The sequence below is a fragment of the Raoultibacter timonensis genome, from assembly GCF_900240215.1.
GTDB lineage: Bacteria > Actinomycetota > Coriobacteriia > Coriobacteriales > Eggerthellaceae > Raoultibacter > Raoultibacter timonensis.
Window position 1 is genome coordinate 1 of the sequence record NZ_LT964694.1, and the last position, 20,376, is coordinate 20,376.

The window sequence follows — 20,376 nt, forward strand, 5'->3', positions numbered from 1 at the left end:
TCAAGCCAATGACGTTAACCTCAAAATACTCAGCAGCGTTTTCCTTTTGGTCAAGATCAGCATCTGCATTAGCTGGAAGCAAGCCAGCCAGCATGATGACGCCCTCGACTCCCTCCTGAGGAAGTTTCTCAAATTCAACTGGTTTGGTAATATCAAGAGAAACGAAACTTGCTCCCATTTTTTCAAGCTGGCTTCCAAGCAACCGATTACGACCCGTAGCTACTACTTGTTTACCCGATCTAAGTAGCTGCTCAACTGTATACATGCCGATAAAGCCGGTAGCACCAATAACGATGATCACGATTCCTCCTCATTCAGCATTTCAGATATTACGTAAAGGGGTCGTTTTTTAACCTCGGTAAAAACATTACCAACATAAAGACCCACAACGCCTATCGCCGCCAAGATCAATCCACCCATAAGATAGATGGATGCGATAGTCGAGGTGTAACCAACCGCAATGGGGCCAAAGAAGAAATACCTCACAACTGTTACGATAAGAAAAATAAATGCACAAGAAGCAATGACAAAACCGGCCATCATAGCAAACTTCAGCGGCTTGGCTGACTGCGCAGTGATGAGTTCGCTTGCCATGGCGATTTTTTTTGAGAGGCTATAGGATGAAGCGCCTTCAAAGCGTTCGTCTCCCTCAAGCTCTATCGCTGTCTGCTTGAAGCCAAGCCACTTGATAAACATCGTATAGGCACGATTGTGCTCTCGCATACTGCAATAGGCATCAATAACGACTCGTCGAGAAATACTGAAATTGCATAGCGAAGCATCATAGTTTCCGTCAGTAAAATAATCGTAAACTTTGTAAAACGACCGAGAAAGAAGTTTCGTTATAAACCCGTCTTTACGTTTGGCGCGGCGAGCAAACACGACATCGTATCCTTCGAGGGCGGTCTCGTATAGCTCCTTGATCGATTCAGGGCGGTCCTGAAGATCGCAGTCCATAACAACTACCCATGAACCGCGCGACACATCAAGCCCAGCCGTTATAGCTCGAATTTGACCAAAATTGCGAGACAAACGTATGCCCTTCACACGATGATCAGTTTCGCATATTCGAGCTATATCTTCCCATGAACCTTGTGGGCATTGATCGTCCACCAGCACAAGCTCGAATGACACTCCCATGGCTTCGAGTGTGGCCGATATGCGTCTATGTAATTCAAAAAGAGCTGCTCGGCACCCATAGACTGGCACAACCACAGAAATGTCCACATTCTCCATTATTTTCCCTTAAAAAAGGAGGCGACAGCGTTTATCACGGTTTCTTGATCATCTTTTTTAAGATTGTAGTATAGCGGCAAACGAACCAATCGCTCGCTCTCCAAAGTAGTGAATTCATCCGCACCAGCAAAATACCCGAATTTACGACCAGCCGGTGCAGAATGAAGAGGCACGTAATGAAACGTTGCTTGAACGCCATTTTCTTTCAAATGACTAATGAATTCCGTGCGACTTGCAAGGGTCGCCAGCTTCAGGTAATACATATGAGCATTATGGGAGCACTCCTGCGGAATGACAGGGCGCTGCAACATGCCAGCCTCTTCAAGAGGCGCAAACGCCTCATGATACCGCGCCCAACAGTCAAGCCTATTGTTGTTTATCTGCTCCGCAATCTCAAGCTGCGCCCAAAGATACGCTGCGTTCATATCGCTCGGCAAATAGCTGCTACCGTAGTCAACCCATGTGTATTTATCCACTTGCCCGCGAAAGTATTTAGATCGATTCGTTCCTTTTTCACGCAATATCTCTGCCGATTCGATGTATGAGGAATCGTTAATAAGGAGAGCCCCACCTTCACCCATAGAGTAATTCTTTGTTTCATGAAAAGAAAAACATCCGAAATCGCCAAACGTACCTAACGGCTTCCCCTTGTACGTGCTCATGACGGCTTGCGCAGCGTCCTCTATCACCTTTATGCCATAGCGGTCAGCGATGCCCATAATAGCATCCATGTCACAGCCAACGCCGGCATAGTGCACCACGGCAATCACCCTTGTACGATCTGTGATGGCAAGCTCTATTTTTGACTCGTCAATGTTCATGGTGTCAGGTCGAATATCCACAAACACCAACCTTGCCCCAGCAAGAACAAAAGCTGTTGCTGTCGACGAAAAGGTATAGCTCGGCAGAATAACTTCGTCTCCCGGCTGGAGGCCAGAAAGCAATGCGGCCATTTCAAGCGCAGCAGTGCCACTTGTAGTCAAAAGGGCTTTGCCGCCGCCCATCGCTTGCTCAATCCACTCGTTGCAGCGCTGTGTAAATGCCCCATCGCCGCAAATCTTTTTATTCTCAATGGCTTGCTTTACGTATTCTAGTTCTTTTCCCACAAAGGGGGGCTCATTAAAATTAATCATCGTCTAACACATCTCTCTGCATCCATTATTTAGTCTCAAACCAAACAAGTGCGAAAACCATTCTTGGTCATCGGAGCAAATTGAACCGCTTCACCTCTTCTGCACTGATTAGCGCTACTCATCGGACAGCTTCACTACAACCACCCCATCAACCATCTGGCAGGACGCAATTGCGGGAAACGCAGGCATCGCTTCGACCGACGGCTTCTTAGCGATTTCGGCAGACTCTGCATCATCGATTAGATTAATAGGCTCATTAAGCACCGTCCCGAGATACATCCTATACGTGCTCGGATACGTAACAGAATACGCGCCCTCAGTGAGCCCCGTACCTTTGAGCTGACTTCCTTCGCTATCGGGAGGAAAGTCCTTTAAAGACTGCGAATATGCTTCGCTGTTCTCTAGGCAACCAACAAATGCCACGGGAGTAACGCCGGGATCATAGCCTTCTATCGATTCCACCCTTCCCATTATTCGCGTCATAATCGATAGAGTGGCTGTAGCTTCTAAGTCCTTTTTCACATAAATTTGATTGGCATAAATAATGTTACTTGAAAAAATAATAGCCACCAAAATCATCGAAATGCATTTTGCCAGAACAGTACTTGCTCGCTTCCTTCTCGTTTTCGTCCCTTCCTTAGAATGGAGTTCGCGCGGAGAACTGGGGAGGCGAAGATTAAATTCAAGCACCATGAGGGGGAGTGCGTATAGGAGGTAATATGAAAAAATCATCACCCCGTGCATAGTCCCTTTGGAGACAAAGCAGACACAATTAGCGCCCAAGGGGAGTAACGCGATAAAAACCAAAGGGAGCACAATGCGCACCTTGGAAGCTTTTTCACAAATGCAAAAACGAATATAGCCCACGATCGTTAACAGCAGAATTGCACCGTTGACAATAGAAACAACATTCGTGGCGTGCGTCTCCGGCCTAGCCATGTAAGCAAAAGGCATAAGATATGTTTCAAGCAGCAGATTTGGAATTGAGACTCCTGTGAAATCTCCCATACTCGAGAATCCCAAATAGCTACTCGAATGATAGCCAGTTGCATCCTGAACAAGAGGGAAGACAACAATGTATAGCACCGCACCTGCCATCAAGAGAATCAGATACTTGATCCCAGTAATCAAAACGCCAGGAAGCTCATGACCCCGCAAAGATACCCTCACGAAATACAGGAGCGCAAGAGTGACGGAAAAAGCAATATACGAAGGAGCTATAGCTAGAATCGACACGGTGCACAAAATACCTAGCAAGAATCCAAATCGATAACGAATGCACCAATAGACCGAGAGCGCTCCTAAAAGACAGGTGAGCATGCACATATCCAGGCTGAAAATATACGTTGCATTATGGAGAGCGATCGTAGCATTCGTCGACAGGAAACCACTTAGCAACACGATAGACAGCGTAGACCTTAAATCTAAAATCCTGCATACGAAAACAACAGTCAAGGCAAGAAAGATAATGCTGATAACGCCAATTAGCAATGGAGCAACAACTTCACCGCGCACAGCAGTATAGACGGGCTGCAAGAACCGCCCTAGACTGATTTCCCAACCTGCATCATGCTGAAGGATCATTAGCGAATCATGGGAGGCCGACGTTACATGCACCCAGCGGTATAGGTGCGCCAAAAGCATCCATATGGCAGTAGAGAAAAGGGACAACTTCCCCAGCCGAAGCGTTCCATTGGTAAAAGAAAGACCATCTTCACCTCTGTTGAAAAAAGGCAGCACACTATTCGCAGTGCTCTCACAAACATCAGATTGAGATACCAACTTCGCTCCTTGCATTCGATTCAAACCCAAACTTCAATAGCGACCCACGTTGATCAATTCGTGTCAAAGTGCGTAAGCATACTCTTGCTCTCTCATAGCAGGACTAGATACACGAGAAGAGGACTCGTCCCCCTCGTATGGTTTGCCCATGTCGCCAGCAGGCTCCCTCTTGAAGGAATCCTGGATGTTAAAGTCCTCCGTCAAGGTTCTATTGAACAAAACTGTTGACCTAGTAAAATCGCTCTTCGCCAGATCGTATTGCAATTTGCTTGATTTATTCCTACAGATTTTCATATGACGATCGGCTCCCACAAAGCAGCTTATTGAACCCTGAAATAGTACTATATATTATCATGCAACACCTACCCATATGCTCACTATCCCTTTGGAAGCCTTTACTAGGTCAATGGCAAACGATTATTGTCCTCGCCTCCACGCCAGAGCCCTTTTCATTAGACGGAAACCGCCAAAACCGATAAACCACAAGAAGCAAAATGCCAATACAGTACCAAAAAAAGCAAAAACCGCGAACAACGCACCCCAAATGCCCCCCACGCATCCGAACGCGACGCAGAGAAGCAACAACAAAATCGTAAATCTGAATGACTGCATTGAGCGATGCACAGCTTTTGTTGTAAACAGTTTTTTTATGCTGTCTGCAATATCGTAAGCCGATTTAAATACGCTTTTTTTCGCTCTTTTGCTTTTCCGGCATACCTGCTTTTCCCATTGTCTGCGTTCCCTGTTTCGCCCTCGGCTTTCCTCGGTAAGATGCCTACGATGCGGACCAAGCTCCATCTTCCACATCCTCTGCCGATCCGCATAAAGATCTGCTGCTTCTTTTGGAGAGTTTTCGTTCGTGGTCTCTCCTGCAACGCACTTAACCATTACCTTGCCAAGATACGCTGGCGCAATCCCTTTTGAAGCCATTCGAATAAATGTTGGGTGATCTTCGCAGTATCGATATGAGCAATCAAAGGCGTTTACTTTGTCAACAAAGCTTCTATGAAAACAAGTAGCAGCAATCGGTATCGTGCACTCATATGCAAGAGCGTTGAGAAGCAGATCGGGATCCTCCCTTTGAAGGGCGACGCGTCCGCTACCCTCTGGTATAGTTCTATCCAGCACATTCATGTCTTCCGACCATACTTCGGCCAATCCTGTTACCAGCAAGGGCTTCCAGAATCGACAAGCGAATGTGTTCATGTAATCCGCTATTGAGGTTTTGCAGGCAAGCGTATCATCGGCTCCAATCACCAGAAAGTAGTCTCCCCGAATTGCATCCAGAGCTTTCCAAAGATTCGAAACGGTGCCTTGATTTCTGTCATTCGCAACAATTGTTACTCTTTCAATATTGCCTCCTTTTGAAGAGGCCACCAGTCCTTCAACATATTGTTGAGAAAAATCTTCAGAGCCATCATCGGAAATAACAACCTCGATACGCGAATAATCTTGCACAAAAATCGAATGCAGCGCTCGCGATATTGTTGCACGGGAGTTATGGCTTAATACAATAACGCTTACTAGCTTTTCCTTGTCCAGTTCCATTTAAACCCCCTTTGTCAGACAGTCGCTTGCGAACTTTTCGCAATCCCGCCTGATGGCATCATTAATATATTCTCCAATCCGTCTGCCGTTCTGACCGTCGCACACCCCAAACTCATCTTCAAAGTAGCGCTTTCGCTGCTCGCTTTTTTCGTCATCCACCCCTATGCGATCGAGAAAACTTAGCAAGCTTTCTTTGCTCGAACAGGTTTCGATTTCTTTCAGGTAAGCCTCATTGACAACTATCTCTCCGTTGTTCTTGAGCGTACACATCACGGGTTTCCCCGTAATTGCAAACTTCGCCAAAAAAGATGTCGCATCACTCAACAGAGCGTCAGCGGCTGCAAGCGCATAACGGCAATCTTCCTCTTCATCGAGAATCACATTATCCATCCTGCGGATTTCTTCAAGCAGGGCGGCGACCCCCTCTTTGCCAACCCGAGAGTCTTCTGCAAGACGGCTCCAGAAGCGCGAATGGGGACGCCATAGGAGCACTTTGTCCTTGTTTTCCCTAAAAAAGCCGAACACGGTATCTCTATGTTCGAAGAAGGTGCCGATCCCATCACCATCCTCTATGCTGAAGTGCGTATTCCAGAGCAAAACCGGCCGGTTGTCAATTCGAGCATCCCATCCAGAAATGCGAAACGATCCTTGAGCCATGGCAGCTTTTACGCCATCAAAACCCGGATGACCTATCTCGATAATATTATCGGCATCGCGATAACTGTAACGCTTCAGTTTGCTTGTAAAACGTGAACTATACGAAACCACCCCCCACGCATAATAATATGTGGGATGCGCATAAAAAAGCTCGGGAAGGCCTTTGCCCTCCTGGATATCGAAACAAGGTGGGATAAATACGGTATAGCGCACATGTTTTGATACTTCGTCGATGCAAAACCTGGGAGGAATTCCGTCAGATTCTTTACAATGCATTAAATAGAATGCTATATCGGGGGATTCATTCGAAAGATCATAGTCGACCATTTCATAAACTCGACAGCCGTCTTCTCGAAATAGTCTTATATTCCTATCTTTTTCCTTTTCCGATAAAGACCCTTCCGGACACACGTAAATACAATCTATTGCACAGTCTTCAAAAGAAAAATAATACTCATAGATCGACCTAAAAGAAGCCCATGAAGAATACTCTTGAACAAAAAAGACAACTTTCAGCGAAGGCCTTCGCAAGGCTATCCGATCAGCCAGCGAAAAAAGTCGCTCGGGCATTTCCCCACAAGGCTCATTAAGCAAATCTGAAACGCCTTTGAGCACATTTATGAAATCCCATTCACTTTGGGTAGATCCCCACCCAAAGTCTGTTGATGCTCGTCGAGAAGATTGCTCGCGCCTCCTCTCGACAATATCAGCCAGCTTTGCGCTAACTAACTTATAAAAAGATGGATCGACCGAAGAAAGACGATTCAGCAGATTTATTGCTTGCATGGATTGCGTATTATTCATATTCCCTCTTACCGCCTATTATGCGAGTGCTTTTCTAAAACAGAATATGCCAATTCGGGCAATCAAAAGAATTGTTTCAATGGCAAACATCACCCACAACACTACATATAGGATTTCAGAAAAAGCCGGCGAATAAAGATCTATAACGAGCAGACCCAGCAGTACAAGAACCATAAACACTAAGTCTTCTTCGATCTTTCGAATTTGCGCAAAGTTAGCTGTTCTCTTGTTTTTTATTACACTAGAAACCTTCGAGCGCTTGGCGGCTTTAGCGCTTGCCCTAGAAGGCACAATGTAATCCGCAGCTTTATCATCAACGGTTTTTCCCATGACCTCCGCATAAACAAAAGACAGCAAAGCGGCAGAACCGTTAAGTTTCTTTCCTGGCGGCACAAATAGGGTATGGCTACTCCGAGCCTCTCTCTCAAGCGCTGCGCGACAAGCATTCAGATCGCCTTCGCAATCCAAGACCAATCGTATTCGTCTAATGCTTGGCGATTGGGTATATCTACCGTTCGTTTCGTCGATAACCCATTCGGCCCGCCCTCGCTCGCATCCGATAACCAACTCGTAATTCATGTTACTTTGCCATAGCGCAGCGTTGATAGATTCAAGATCGCTATCACTGCCATCCAACAAGATAAGCGCAGAAACACGATTGTCCAAAGAGCAGCAACATGCCTCGCTGAAACGATGGGCGCGCTTTGCTTTTGCAAACGCCTCGGGCGAAAACCGTTCTTCATAGGGTTCGATTTCGATATTGAAAATCTGTTCAATATCTTTTCGATACGAATAATAATGCTGGGGCCAATCGCTGCTGGCAGAGTGAGAGATTCCACCATGCCGATGCTTCAGGGTAACCTTGTCAAGAAAGTAGATTCGCTTTCCCATCCCAAGCCATCTAACATGGGCAGACCAATCCTCAATGATTGTATAGTGTTCGGATAAGCTTCCTATTTTTTCAAAAAAACTTCTTCTAAAAGCAGATCCGGGACCGGCTAAAACACAATCGCGCGCCTCTAGGTCTCTCAAACTCTGCATGTCTCCGTTAAGCAGCATTTGTCTTACGGATGGGGATACGAAAAGGCTTTCGACGTTCTGAAGAGCTTCATCGCACATTTCAATTTGAGAGGTTACGAACTCGGCTTCTGGACCATGCTCATCGAAAACTCGAGCAAAGGAGGAAAACACCTTATCATCATGCCAGCAATCGTCCGCAGCTATCAATAGTTCGATCTCTCCACACGCCTCAATCCGTAGGCGCTCGAGATGCGCTACCGTTCCAAGGTTTGTTTCGTTTTTGCGTACGACCACTCGCTCTATGTTCGATCGTTTTTTATCCTCGATATATGCACTAATTCGATCAATGTCAAAAAACTCCGAGCAATCATCACTCACGATCAGCTCTATTCGTGGATAGTCTTGCATAAGAATAGAGTCGATGGTTTCGAAAATCACATTGCCGTTATTGTAGTGAAGCACTACTGCGGTCATTAAAACACATTGATCGCCAATCATTGCCATCTCCTGGTTGCCTCTCGTCTGCCTCTCTCTTCAAAACCGGGCGATAGAGATCTTCTAATTTTTCCTAGCCCAAAGAAATCGGCCAAAGTTTTCGACTTTGTCATCATATTGCAGTAAGGTACTGACCGTTTTCACCATGCATAGCCCCCGTCTTGCCTCGCATTCACTCGATTGCTCGTTCTACGCCTCCGCTGAACGGTTCTTGTCGGATTCTGCGGAGCATCTTGGCAACCCGTCAAACAACAGCCTAAGGGTCTTTGGTCACACAGCGCATTCACATAGCTAAAGATCAACCCACTCGCGCACATCCTTGGTCGAGCAACCCCACGGCAAACACGGATTGACGTGATCCATATCGCAATATCTGCAAAAGGGTGTTGCGGTCGATAAGAAGTCTGATATCTCCTGCATGGTGTGATCTTCTTCTAAATCGAGGTAGTCTTTTTTGGAAAGATGAAACTCTTTTCCAACTCCTTCTTTCTGCATGGCACGATTAAGGCGACTCGAGAAAGCAGCGACAGGACAGCGATATATCCTCCCATCCCAAAGCTGTACGCAATTAATATAGGTACAACGCACGTACGATTTATAAATATCGAGTTGTCCACCAACATCGAGCGGTATTCGCCTAAAAAACTCGATCTCGCCTTCCGCCGCCGGAAAGACGGATACTCCTTTTTCAGCAACGTATTCCACCATCTTGTCGTAATCGAACTTAACGGGGTAACGAGTGTACTTTAGCGCAACATCGCATTCCCTAAGCGTATCCCAAAAAGAGTCCGGCATGCCTAATACCAGCAAACCGTTGGTTGTGACATCAATTTCGGCATACTTAAAAGACTTGCGTGCGATGCGGACGAACTTTTCGATTTCAGGATGAAGGAGGGGCTCGCCGCCCAACAAATGAACCCTCATCACGCCTTCGTCTCCCATGAACTTTTGAAGATTCGCTGTATCGCTTTCAAACTTTCTTGGATCGGCGTAGTTCTCCTCTCCTAAAGGAGCATAAACGCTACATACCCGGCAATTCAAATTGCAGTGCTCGGTCAGGTGGCAATCAAGGTGCTCGATAACGTTTCGCTTCATTGAAGCAGCAGCGAGGTCAACTTCTCTCTCCGACAGAACGGTCATTCTGTAGTTTAGCGAGTTCAATCCCTCCTGCGCGGCAATGGTATGGTTTAGCACTTCGCGCATTTCGGCTAACGACGAATCAAGCCCAGCCTTATGGCCTTCGTTCAGCTCATGCAAAAGAGCAAGAGAACCTTCGAGCCTTTCTTCAGTCGTCTCAATATCGCTTAGTCGAACATTGAGTTTGGATATTACTTTCCTCGTTTTATCTGCAGGCAACGGAAGCACCTTTTTTAAAATATTTTTTATGCCCATATGCAACAATCCTTTCGAGTAGAGCATGCATTATTGCCGCAGCGACGAAGCTTCATCCGTTTATCGTAACGCAAGTCGAACGCACCGTCGAAACTCACCAAATCTTTCGTCAACGATCGATAGAGAATGCAGATACCATCAATGTTCGCCTCCATCACCATTTCGATTTTACACAATCACCCCATTTGACTTTGCTGCCAAATCTTCTTAATCATCTACCTTGCTTTCACCAAGCACGTGAACCTATCCGCAACGAGTCTGAGTTGAAACTCATCCATATTAGCCTCAGAGTTGAATTCTCGACCAACAATACAAAAACCAAGACGCACGTAAATAATCAATGCCGCAGTATTGTCAACGGAAACCTCGGCACGGACCTCGCTGCAGCCCAGTACGTCAAATGCCACCCGAAGCACCGCATCCGTTGCTTTTCCTCCGATACCCCGCCCTTTTGAGCCGCCCACCATAAGGCGTCCGAACTCCGCAGTTCCGCCGTCGATGTCGTATAGCGCAACCGATCCGACCAACTCGCCTGCGTACTCTATAGCAAACGTGTACGTCGTTTCATCAAGCAGGTAATCCTCGAACCACTTTTGCTGCGCCTCAGGTGTAATCTCGGGAATTTTGCGTATGTATCGACTGTTGGCTGCATCGTTTCGCCAAATCCGAAGCTGCTCGATATCAGTGCGTCGCAAAGGTCGCAAAAAAACATCTTCGTATTCGATGCTGTAATCGTGATCCACAGAGTATCCTTACTCGAATTCGTTAATGGTATCGATTACGTACCTCAGCTCATCATCGGTCATGCCCACATACAGCGGCAAACTCAACTCCTCCGAAGCAAGCCTACGCGCAAGGGGGGTTGCAACGAGACCGTCTTCGACATATGCCTGCTGGTCGGCAATGGTAATCGGATAATGGCAATTGACGCCGACGCCTGCTTCTTCCAAATGCCGCTTGAGTTCATCGCGGCGGGAGCATCGTACGGCAAAAATATGCCAGACATGATTTCTTTCTGAACCTACAACCGGCAACGTTACCCGGTCATTTCTGATATTCTCCAGGTACACTGCAGCAGCCCTTTGGCGATCCGCGATGTGCTCATCAAGGCAACGCAGCTTGACTCGCAAAAGCGCAGCTTGTAATTCGTCGAGCCTGCTGTTCATTCCCTTTTCGACATGATGGTACTTGACCTTGCTTCCGTAGTTCGCAAGCTCCCTCATGCGCTCGGCAAGAGCCTCATCGTCCGTTATGGTTGCACCGCCATCGCCCAACGCCCCCAGGTTTTTCCCAGGATAAAAAGAAAAGCATCCAATGTCGCCGAAGGTGCCCACATGTTTGCCCCTATACAAGGCGCCATGCGCCTGAGCGCAATCCTCTACCACGCGAATGCCGTACCGCCTAGCAACATCGACGATCTCTTCGATCTCTGCAGCCTGGCCATAAAGATGAACGGGAATAACCGCTTTTGTACGCGGAGTAATTGCCTCCTCGAACGACTCAGCTGTCATGTTGTAGGTCAGAGGATCTGGATCAACCAGCACCACCTTCGCACCAATCATTGACACAGCTAAAGCGGTAGCAACAAACGTATTGGACGGAAGGATAACCTCATCGGATTTTGACACCCCCAAAGCCCTGAGGGCAAGCGCAAGAGCATCGAGGCCCGACGCAACACCTACTGCATGTTCGCTCTTGCAAAATTCTGCAAATTCATTTTCGAATAGCGAGCACTCTTCTCCTTGTATGAAGGTTCCCTTATCGTAAACACGCAGAAAGGCGTTCTTCATTTCTTCGCGAAGAGGTCCGTGTACGTGCTCGAGTGTTGCAAATGGTACTTTCATCGTCTCTCGCTTTCATGCTGCTGAAAATAGGCTCGTGCCTTTTCTTGAAATCGCCCATGATCTTTCTCGTAGTCGGAAGGCTCATAGTGACGCGATGCCAAGACCAGCAAGACCGCATCATCAGAAAAGTCGTACATTTCCCGCCAGACCATAGGACCTACGTAGAGAGCACGCGTCGGATCGTCCAAAACAACGCTTTCCGACGCTACATCGTCTTCAATCAAAATGCTTACCGACCCATTAACGCAAACGAGAGCTTGTTCAAGATCTAAATGCGAATGAAACCCTCGGCGCTCCTTGGCTCCAACATCGAAAATGTAATACACTCTATAAATCGGAAAAGGAATCGTGTCCTCAGCTTCAACGGCAACCAAAGAACCTTTTTCATCAGTCCAACAAGGGAAATCAATTATGGATGTGTTCTTTACCATGCATCATCTTCCTGCAGTCACTTTTGATCGGGTAACAAACAGACATATTACCATTAACCAGTTGTTAATACTGATCCGCCAACAGCTATATCAGCAAATGAAGAGGCTTTCCCCTCAAGTGGCTACTGTGTGGCGAAGCAATGCAACCCGCTTACTTCGGTTTGGGTATTTTTATCTGTCAAACCATTCTGGCAAGAAGAGAGGATGCAGATCATGACATAGGACTTCGGAAGCGCAAAAGCGTTCTATCAACAACGGAGAACGGTTATCAAACATTTCGCCATTTGATCGAGTTACAATAGAATTGTATGGACGCCTTGCATCGGATCACGATTATCCCGACCCTGAAAGAGAGCTATCTATGATTACGCTGGCCAGGAATAAAGGCACGGACATTCTTTCGGCCACCATGCCACGTGAAGCGTTAGAATCGCATAAAGGCGCGCCGGTAAAAGTAAGCGTAATTGTTCCGGTCTATAACGCCGAAGAACTTGTGGGGGATACTCTCCGAAGCATCCAACAGCAAACGCTTCAGGATATCGAAATCATCTGCGTCAACGACGCCTCGACAGACGCTTCACTCGATGTGCTTTATGAACATCTCAAGGAAGATAGCCGTATCTCCATTATCGATAATCCGCACAATTCCGGAACAGGAACCACTATCAACCTAGGGCTCCAATTGGCAAACGGCTCATATATTCAAATCGTTGGAAACGATGACCTGCTCGACCACGACGCCCTCGAAAAGCTTTACGACCTATGCGAATCGGAACATTTAGATTTTTGCCAGTATGCAATGCGAGTTATCAATGACGACCCCGCTGACGAAGCCCTGGAAAAACGAAGGGACTATCAAGAGAACCTTAATCGCGTCGAGAACGGCTATCCTATCTTGCCAGGTGCTGAGCTGCTTTCCCTTCTCGCCGTAAATAGAGAATACCGAATGCACAACGGTGCTCAGATCGCCCGAAAAAGCTTTCTCGACCAGCATTCAATTCGCAACCTTGAAGGCATTCATCATGAAGACATGTACTATACCTATCGAATTCTTCTTTCTGCTCAACGAGCTACGCTTTTACCCAATCCGTTTTACACGTATCGGATACGTCGTAATTCCCTCGAATCGAAAAAGACTTCCCGGACTCATACATCTGAAGAGTTTTTAGCGCTATTCGTTTCTGCGTCTGCAATGATAGACGCGACTCCTGAAGAGCTGTTCCTTTCTCCTGATTATTCACCAGTTGTGGAGCAGGAAATATACCACTATCTCGATATGGCCGCAAAACGATTTGCATCACTGCCTCCCGAAACCCAAAATGAAATTCGGGCGAACACCAAAACCGAGCAAATCGTACTGCGCGGTATTAAACTGTACGCAGCAGAAACCGACCGCGGTCTTTCTGCTCTAAAGGAAATGAAAGCATCCACGGAAGACCGTCTTCAGAGAATTAAGGCGTCTCGCTCGTATAAAGTCGGACATGCGCTTCTCGCCGGACCCCGTTACGTAAAGAGGTTATTCAAGAGGCACTGAGGGGTCGTCGAGCGATTTGATGACTTTGTATACCCTTTCACAGCATTTACCATCCCGAAACGCAAAGGTGTTCCTCATTCGCGTTCTATAAGGCTCTTGGGGAGCAAAATCCACTTCGGCCATCTCCTTGATATAACGCACCAGCTCGTCCTCTGTCGATGCAACCGGGCCAAAACCGTCGCGCTCATACTCAAAGTACCCTTTCGAGTACGTATGCGCTCCAGAAAAAAACGTATCCCTATCGAACTGATAGTACAAGCACTGCCTTTCCAAATAGGCAACCTCAAATGCAGTGGACGAGTAGTCGGTGATCAGAAGCGACGCCGACACGAAATACTCCTGGATAGAATGGGTCCCATCGTCAAAGGCAAGATCCACATAATCGGGGACTATAAATTGCCCGGACTCTACGTAAGGAAGAACATTAGTATGCGGAAAGAAGACTATCCTCATCCCTTGATTAGCTAACGATTTCAGACAATTGCACCCAAGGAAACTCTCCCAGGTCTTCTTGTATTCCGACTCAATAAACCGATCGTTCAACTCTCGATCGCTGCTGATTCCCGTTTTTTCACCAGCTAGGGAATTCCTCCATGTTGGCATAATCACAATCGTATGCGACTTTACGGTGCTTTCATCTTCCCAGTGAAAAAGCTTGTCGTGCCTCGGCAGACCCGTTAACGCAATTTGCCGGCGTGTGAAATTGTAGTGCGAACGCTCTCTGACTATTGAATCGTATTCGTCTTTCGTAGAGGTGAGCATAATCGATATGCTGCGCTTGCTGTTGAGCCACGACGATAGGTCATTCGATATGACGCCGTGCTGAAGAAAGATGATATCTTTCGATAGATGGAAGTTATCTTCAAAATACGAATGAACGAACCCGTCAGCGTGGCTGCTAACAATTTTCGAGCATCTTTTCAACTCTCGCTCATGCTTCTTCGACCCAAAAGAAAGCAATCGAAATCCCTCTGCCTGAAGTCGATCCCAATCATGCGAGTCTCTTTTCAGCACGAAGAAACACCGCTGTTCCGGATGGTTTTGCATCATATAGCGGTAAAAGTGCTCTCCGTTGTCATCAGCCTGCGTATCCCGGTCCATGATGATCCATGTATCACCACGCTGTTTGTATTTGCCCCATTTTTTCGTGAATACGTTTATGAGCTGTCGGACCGTACTGTTGTTTGAAAGCATGGTTCCATTAACGTTGATGGAAACCGGTGAAGCATCATTAAACTGAAACCCTATCTTTTGCTCTGCATCGTCGAAGGAAACCCACAGCTCTCTAGGTTGGTAGAAATCCTTCCCAACGAAGTCTCGCGTCGTTTCCTTTTCGTCCAAAGGCTCGACAATAACGTTATCGAGAAGACAATCGACTTCGCCGCCGAATATCTGGAATAGAAGCAACCCTTTCTTTAGATCAACTCGCTTTAAATAAGCGATTTGATAGGGCGCTCTTCTATTCATAAACCACTGCGCAATAGCGTTCTTATGCTCGAACCACATCATGCTGTTCGAGGAGTCAAAAAGCTCCTCGAAACTGATTTGCGAGAATATCGAATTCAGGATGGCAAGAAAACTATCCGACTCCTCCTCGGATAGGAAGGCTCCACGTTCAGGATGCCCGACATAATACTTGAAGTACCAACTCAAATCATACAGGATTGTCCGCTGAATGGTGCTTGGGACATATCCTTTGACGCGAGAAGCATGCCGAAGCAAATCAAGATATCCACGCTCTGGAACCGTAAGGACTTTGTCGACTGTTTTCCATGAAGTATCGAGGGTCGAAGTCTTCAGCTCTCTTTTCCGATAGTAATATTCCGCCGTTTTTAAGAACCCAACGGTACCGCATTCAAGTCCCAGTGCATACTTGTTTATAAAATGGCCGTCTTCGAAATTCGGGCGGATCGATTCATCAATGCTCAGTTTTTGGCGCCTAATTTCGCTCATTCGAAAAAACGCCGTTGCCATCGAGAAAAAGATGTGCATGTTTTTATCATCCAAACAATTGATAAAAACATTACCCTTGCTAAATCGATACTTCAAAGGGTGGTTATTATCAAACTGCCCACTTTTCTCGTAGTAAAAAATGGTATTGGTGTTAACCATTTGAGCATCGGGTTCGCCAACTAAAACTCTGTCCACCTGCTCGAAATAATCCGCAGCAACAAAGTCGTCGGGGTCGATGAAAGTTACCCATTCTGTGCTCACGTGTTGCATGCCCAGATTGCGGGCAGATGCTTGCCCCCCGTTTTCTTTATGCAAGTATTGAATGGCTTCGGGATATCTTTCCTGCCATGCTCTGATAACTTCAGCTGATGAATCCGTTGACCCATCGTCGACGGCGATCACCCGCAGGCTGTCAGAACCAATGGTTTGACTGAAGAGGCTTGTAAAAAAATCATCGAGATATGCTTCCGCGTTATATACAGCTGTAACAATCGTATAGGGAAAGGAGCCTTGATACGAGTCTGTTTTAAAACTACGGGTGGCCTTAACTCGACCTTGCTGATACGTTTTCGCTTTCTCAACTATCGAGTCAGGCACGACCCGCTTAAGGCACTTTTTTATCTTCTTGCGCATTAACTCACCTCGGTGCATTTCTTAAGAGCGAATTCAACCACAGCCTTGGTCGCTGAGCTACCGGAATCGGCAAACATCCCCCGCATAAAACGATCGAGATCTTTCTCAGGATACGGTTTTTCACCGGTGCTGTACTTTTGCATCGCATCGATCAATTCTTCAGCTTCTTTAAACACGATGCCTGGGCATACGGCCTCTGGATCAATATTCAACCCAGGCGAATCCCTGTACAAATCGATGTCGGGCACATAGAAGAGAATAGGTTTTCCCAGCACGTATGCTTCGTAAACGATGGACGAGTAATCGGTTATCACATAGTCGGCTTGGAACAGAGCTTCATTCGCATCTCCTGGTGCGATTCCCGTCTCCTCAAGCGGATGAAACGACCATACAAGCGACGCGCACGCAGCAAGACTCTTCCAAATGCCGCTCTCGTGCAGCAGGCGCAACGGGTGCTCGGAGATTGCACTTTTGCGCAGGGTGGGAGCGAAAAGCATCACTGGCTTTTCCGGTTTTTTCCGATCGATCGCTTTCCGCTTGTTTTCGAGAAGCCAATCATATTCTGGTCGCAGGAGCGGCACAACGCGATTCGGCGGGCATTTGAACGCCTCGGAAAACGGCTGGATGCATCCTTCTCCCGAGCATAAAACGTAAGAGTAATTTCGATGTATCATGAAACGATCGGCTGTTGCCGCGGGGTGGCCTTCGACGGTGTCGACTGATTGATAGCCGAATTTTTTGAAAGCACCGAAAGCATGCCACAGCTGTATGACTATCGGCTCGCAGGGGAACTCCTCGTACATCTCCCTTTCGACCCCTTGAAGAGGATCGTTCTTTTCGCACCGGAAATCAAGCAGGCAAACAACGGGATCGTATCGATCGAGAAAGCATGCTTTGCACCGCGCAAGATGATACAGCTCGCGAACAATATGCCCTGTATAGGAAAGCACGGTTCTTTTAGAGAGCTTTTTCGTCAGGTAAACCGCTGTGAAGCCGCGTTTTTCAAACTCGGCGCCCAATGCCATGAAATCACGAGACGGTTCGTTCGATTGACGAGAGAAGAACAGCACTTCGTTTCTACGCGGTAACGCATCGAAGGCCTTGTACAGGACATTGAACAAAAGCCGAGATACGGCAACTAAAACGCCGCTCACGATTGTGCCCCTGCTTGCCTGTAGCTAATATTTCCATATTCCGTCGTATACGGCTCAAAACGCACGCCGCCTTTGTTCAACGTCGAGGATAGAAAACCTTTAGCTGCCGCTTCGGTAAGCATTCCGCCGCTCAAGCGTATATCCTTATGTGCATCCACCCACCTGACACGTATATACAGATGCCATCGCTGGTTGACCGATCGGGGAAGCGGTTTCAGCGTTTTAGCGTCAATAGAGCATTCGAACAAACGGCGCGGGCTTTCTTGCCAGGTCTTCGCAGGCCATACGATTTCGGAGTTGCCAATTCTCGTCTTCGCCACGAACTCGACTTTGGCGCATGGGCCGCACAGCTTCGACAGCGTTTCATCGAGTGCCCCCGCAAAACGCATTGCTCCGTCCGATTCACGGAAAACGGTTTCCACCGATGCCGAAAAGTCTATGCTCTTCTCAATACGGTAACTGCCCGACCCGTACGCTTCGGGCAACGAACATACGATTTCGTCTTCCCTGCTTTGATACAGCATCGAGCTAAGGGCTTCGGGTCCTGCGGCAACGAGTTCGTGAAGCTTGCCCCATTCCGACGACAAGCCAACCTCCAACACGGCACGCTGCCACAAAGGCATCGTTGCGCTCACGGCATCATTGTAGAAAGGACGTACGAGCGATACGATAGAGGCCTGTCGACGAGCGCCTTCATCTGAGTTTTCCCATGCGCCAGCCGAACAGAGCATGTTGCTAACATCTCTTCGGAACAATCGTTTCATCAACGTTGCGTCGCGTTTTTCAGGGGGAATGCGCTTTTCAACAAAATCAAAGATGTCCTTCAGGGCAAGCATGTTGCTTTCAAAATCATCCCAGGTTGAAAAGGAGCACTGCTCGTCTTCGCTATAAAGCACGTAATGGTAGTAATCGTAGTCGGCCGCCACAGAGACCGTTTTTGCAAGCACATAGGCGCGCAGTACGAAAGAGATGTCTTCGGGCATAAACGAAGGGAAGCGCAGTTTATTATCAACTAAAAGACTCCGCCTGAACAGCTTCATCGGCCCAAAGGTCCACATGACTTTCGACGAGTACACATCGACATCGGGCTGGTTCGATCCGAACATGGATTTCGGAACGTCGCGACCGCCCTCGCTTACAAGCTTTACCAACAACACATCCGACTTCCACGCCACCGCATGGTCGAGCATTTTTTCAACCGCAGCCGCCCCGAGCCAATCGTCCGCGTCCAAAAAGAAAACGTATTCTCCCTGAGCGCTCTCGAAGCCAATGTTCCTCGGTTCAGCCGGAGAGCCCGATGCCTTCGGCAACCGAATGCCCTTGAATAGACCGGAGTATTCTCGGACAAAACGCTGGATCTCGTCCCACGTCGAATCCGAAGAGCCGTCGTCAACGACAATGCATTCAATCCTCGAAGCGTCATAGGTCTGGTCAACAACGCTCTTCAACGCTTGCGTAAGATGCGGCATCGCATTATGAGCAGGAATAACGATGCTTATATCGATGCCGGCCCCGTTGCAACCGACAAGCGTTTCGTGCGCGTTCTTTATCCGCCTTCCCTCAAACTCATCCTCGCCGAACGTCGCTGCGCAGATACGATCCGTGGAATGACCGTCGCATGCACTCATGAACTTCTCGCGAAATGCCCGTATTTGTTTTTCATCAAACTGCTCGTCGATATGAGCAAGATAATCGACCATCGGCCCCATCTCGGTAAACACGGGGCCTGGCGTGAGCTCATCGTAGTCGTAGTAGAAACCGCGCCAATCATTATAGTCTTCGAGATCGTAGGCAAAAAACACCATGGGCTTTGCGAATAGCGAGTATTCGAACACCAGCGAGGAGTAGTCCGATATGCATACGTCCGCTACGCTCAACAACTCGTCAATCGGCAGCATCTCGGAGACTTGAAAAGCGAAATCCGTACAACTATCGGGAATGGACGGCAGGCGTTTAACAAAGGGATGGTGCTTTATCAGGAGGATATACCTATGGCCCAGAGCGTTTTTCAAGGCTTCGATATCGAGCTTGTCGGGCCCTTCCGCTGAAGAAACCCTTCCGCGAAACGTTGGAGCGTAAAGTATTATCTCTTTGCTTTTCGATTGGGGAATCAACTTCTCAACGCGACTGCGGGCGGTTGCAAGAAAACCTTCCTCGAAGAATCGATCCGTTCTGCTAACGCCAAGCGGCTGCACGATTTCAGGATGATCCTCAAGCACCATCGCTTCAATGTAGGCCCACGAAACCTCGGGGCTGCTTACCGTTACAAGAGAAAGATTCCTGTAAAACGGATGGCGCAATAGATCTTTTCGCGTGCCGCCGAAAATAAGATCAGCCGTGCTCATACCCCATTTTTTAAACGCGCCGCAGGCATGCCACAATTGTACGATCTTTGTTTCGGGGCGAAGGGGAAGGCAGCTTACAATATCTGAAGCGTCGTTGAGGAACACATACCCGGCTGTCGCTATTTCCACTACGGCTTGCTTACAGTTGCGATAGTACTGTTTGATGCTCACCCTGTTCTGACCAAGCGAGATGAACATCACTTCATAGGAATAGCCTGTCGTGATTCGATCGTACAGCGTTTCGAAGCTGTCCGGAATGCCCTTTTCTTTTGCTTCGAGAAATACTATCTTTGCAGGGTTTACGCACTGCTCGGAGGCATGTCGATACGCATGGGGCAAATAGCATCCCAGAAAAAAATCCTTGATGCGTCTTTTCAAAAACCGTTTGAGCGTGTCAACAATGTCCGGCATCTAG

The 20,376-nt window shown here is 47.6% G+C and carries 15 protein-coding genes; 1 reads left to right on the forward strand and 14 read right to left on the reverse strand.

What is annotated here, in order from left to right:
• From C1722_RS16460 to C1722_RS16510, 11 genes are all read right to left on the reverse strand, one after another.
• A partial coding sequence (locus tag C1722_RS16460; protein WP_146040724.1) for an NAD-dependent epimerase/dehydratase family protein occupies positions 1-301 on the reverse strand: 301 nt, incomplete at its 3' end.
• Complete coding sequence (locus tag C1722_RS16465; protein WP_102380473.1) at positions 298-1,236, reverse strand: glycosyltransferase family 2 protein; 939 nt, start codon at positions 1,234-1,236, stop codon at positions 298-300. The genes C1722_RS16465 and C1722_RS16460, both read right to left, overlap by 4 nt.
• Positions 1,236-2,369 (reverse strand): dTDP-4-amino-4,6-dideoxygalactose transaminase, encoded by a 1,134-nt coding sequence (gene rffA, locus C1722_RS16470; RefSeq protein ID WP_102380474.1) that lies wholly within the window; start codon positions 2,367-2,369, stop codon positions 1,236-1,238. Before rffA ends, C1722_RS16465 begins: the two co-directional genes overlap by 1 nt.
• A gap of 114 nt (positions 2,370-2,483) precedes the next feature.
• Positions 2,484-4,151 carry a glucosyltransferase domain-containing protein gene (locus tag C1722_RS16475; protein WP_180995342.1) on the reverse strand — a complete coding sequence of 556 codons (1,668 nt, stop codon included), beginning with the start codon at positions 4,149-4,151 and terminating at the stop codon, positions 2,484-2,486.
• Between the two features lie 417 nt (positions 4,152-4,568).
• Positions 4,569-5,699 (reverse strand): glycosyltransferase family 2 protein, encoded by a 1,131-nt coding sequence (locus tag C1722_RS16480; RefSeq protein ID WP_102380476.1) that lies wholly within the window; start codon positions 5,697-5,699, stop codon positions 4,569-4,571.
• Positions 5,700-7,160 (reverse strand): hypothetical protein, encoded by a 1,461-nt coding sequence (locus C1722_RS16485; RefSeq protein WP_146040726.1) that lies wholly within the window; start codon positions 7,158-7,160, stop codon positions 5,700-5,702.
• Positions 7,161-7,178: 18 nt separating this feature from the next.
• Complete coding sequence (locus tag C1722_RS16490; RefSeq protein WP_180995343.1) at positions 7,179-8,678, reverse strand: glycosyltransferase; 1,500 nt, start codon at positions 8,676-8,678, stop codon at positions 7,179-7,181.
• A 288-nt stretch (positions 8,679-8,966) separates the two neighbouring features.
• On the reverse strand, positions 8,967-10,067 hold the full coding sequence (locus C1722_RS16495; RefSeq protein ID WP_180995344.1) for a radical SAM protein: 1,101 nt from the start codon (positions 10,065-10,067) through the stop codon (positions 8,967-8,969).
• A gap of 215 nt (positions 10,068-10,282) precedes the next feature.
• Complete coding sequence (locus tag C1722_RS16500; RefSeq protein WP_102380480.1) at positions 10,283-10,810, reverse strand: GNAT family N-acetyltransferase; 528 nt, start codon at positions 10,808-10,810, stop codon at positions 10,283-10,285.
• A gap of 9 nt (positions 10,811-10,819) precedes the next feature.
• Positions 10,820-11,911 carry a DegT/DnrJ/EryC1/StrS family aminotransferase gene (locus C1722_RS16505; RefSeq protein WP_102380481.1) on the reverse strand — a complete coding sequence of 364 codons (1,092 nt, stop codon included), beginning with the start codon at positions 11,909-11,911 and terminating at the stop codon, positions 10,820-10,822.
• Positions 11,908-12,342 carry a sugar 3,4-ketoisomerase gene (locus tag C1722_RS16510; RefSeq protein ID WP_102380482.1) on the reverse strand — a complete coding sequence of 145 codons (435 nt, stop codon included), beginning with the start codon at positions 12,340-12,342 and terminating at the stop codon, positions 11,908-11,910. Before C1722_RS16510 ends, C1722_RS16505 begins: the two co-directional genes overlap by 4 nt.
• Before the next feature lie 361 nt (positions 12,343-12,703).
• Here C1722_RS16510 and C1722_RS16515 point away from each other — a divergent pair, with 361 nt between their 5' ends.
• Complete coding sequence (locus tag C1722_RS16515) at positions 12,704-13,876, forward strand: glycosyltransferase family 2 protein (protein ID WP_102380483.1); 1,173 nt, start codon at positions 12,704-12,706, stop codon at positions 13,874-13,876.
• Here C1722_RS16515 and C1722_RS16520 read toward each other — a convergent pair.
• From C1722_RS16520 to C1722_RS16530, 3 genes are read right to left on the reverse strand one after another with little or no spacing between them, the layout of a single operon-like run.
• Positions 13,859-16,462: a bifunctional glycosyltransferase/CDP-glycerol:glycerophosphate glycerophosphotransferase gene (locus C1722_RS16520; protein WP_180995345.1), complete on the reverse strand. Its 2,604-nt coding sequence runs from the start codon at positions 16,460-16,462 to the stop codon at positions 13,859-13,861. The two genes, C1722_RS16515 and C1722_RS16520, sit on opposite strands and share 18 nt — an antisense overlap.
• Positions 16,462-17,616, reverse strand: a complete 1,155-nt coding sequence (locus C1722_RS16525) for a CDP-glycerol glycerophosphotransferase family protein (RefSeq protein ID WP_180995346.1) — start codon at positions 17,614-17,616, stop codon at positions 16,462-16,464. The genes C1722_RS16520 and C1722_RS16525 overlap by 1 nt, the downstream gene beginning before the upstream one ends.
• Complete coding sequence (locus tag C1722_RS16530; protein WP_102380486.1) at positions 17,613-20,372, reverse strand: CDP-glycerol glycerophosphotransferase family protein; 2,760 nt, start codon at positions 20,370-20,372, stop codon at positions 17,613-17,615. Before C1722_RS16530 ends, C1722_RS16525 begins: the two co-directional genes overlap by 4 nt.
• Positions 20,373-20,376: the final 4 nt, after the last annotated feature.

Coding starts and splice junctions, on each gene's coding strand:
- C1722_RS16465 (WP_102380473.1), bottom strand. CDS start 1,236: ATGGAGAATGTGGACATTTCTGTGGTTGTGCCAGTCTATGGGTGCCGA.
- rffA (WP_102380474.1), bottom strand. CDS start 2,369: ATGATTAATTTTAATGAGCCCCCCTTTGTGGGAAAAGAACTAGAATAC.
- C1722_RS16480 (WP_102380476.1), bottom strand. CDS start 5,699: ATGGAACTGGACAAGGAAAAGCTAGTAAGCGTTATTGTATTAAGCCAT.
- C1722_RS16485 (WP_146040726.1), bottom strand. CDS start 7,160: ATGAATAATACGCAATCCATGCAAGCAATAAATCTGCTGAATCGTCTT.
- C1722_RS16490 (WP_180995343.1), bottom strand. CDS start 8,678: ATGATTGGCGATCAATGTGTTTTAATGACCGCAGTAGTGCTTCACTAC.
- C1722_RS16495 (WP_180995344.1), bottom strand. CDS start 10,067: ATGGGCATAAAAAATATTTTAAAAAAGGTGCTTCCGTTGCCTGCAGAT.
- C1722_RS16505 (WP_102380481.1), bottom strand. CDS start 11,911: ATGAAAGTACCATTTGCAACACTCGAGCACGTACACGGACCTCTTCGC.
- C1722_RS16510 (WP_102380482.1), bottom strand. CDS start 12,342: ATGGTAAAGAACACATCCATAATTGATTTCCCTTGTTGGACTGATGAA.
- C1722_RS16515 (WP_102380483.1), top strand. CDS start 12,704: ATGATTACGCTGGCCAGGAATAAAGGCACGGACATTCTTTCGGCCACC.
- C1722_RS16520 (WP_180995345.1), bottom strand. CDS start 16,462: ATGCGCAAGAAGATAAAAAAGTGCCTTAAGCGGGTCGTGCCTGACTCG.
- C1722_RS16530 (WP_102380486.1), bottom strand. CDS start 20,372: ATGCCGGACATTGTTGACACGCTCAAACGGTTTTTGAAAAGACGCATC.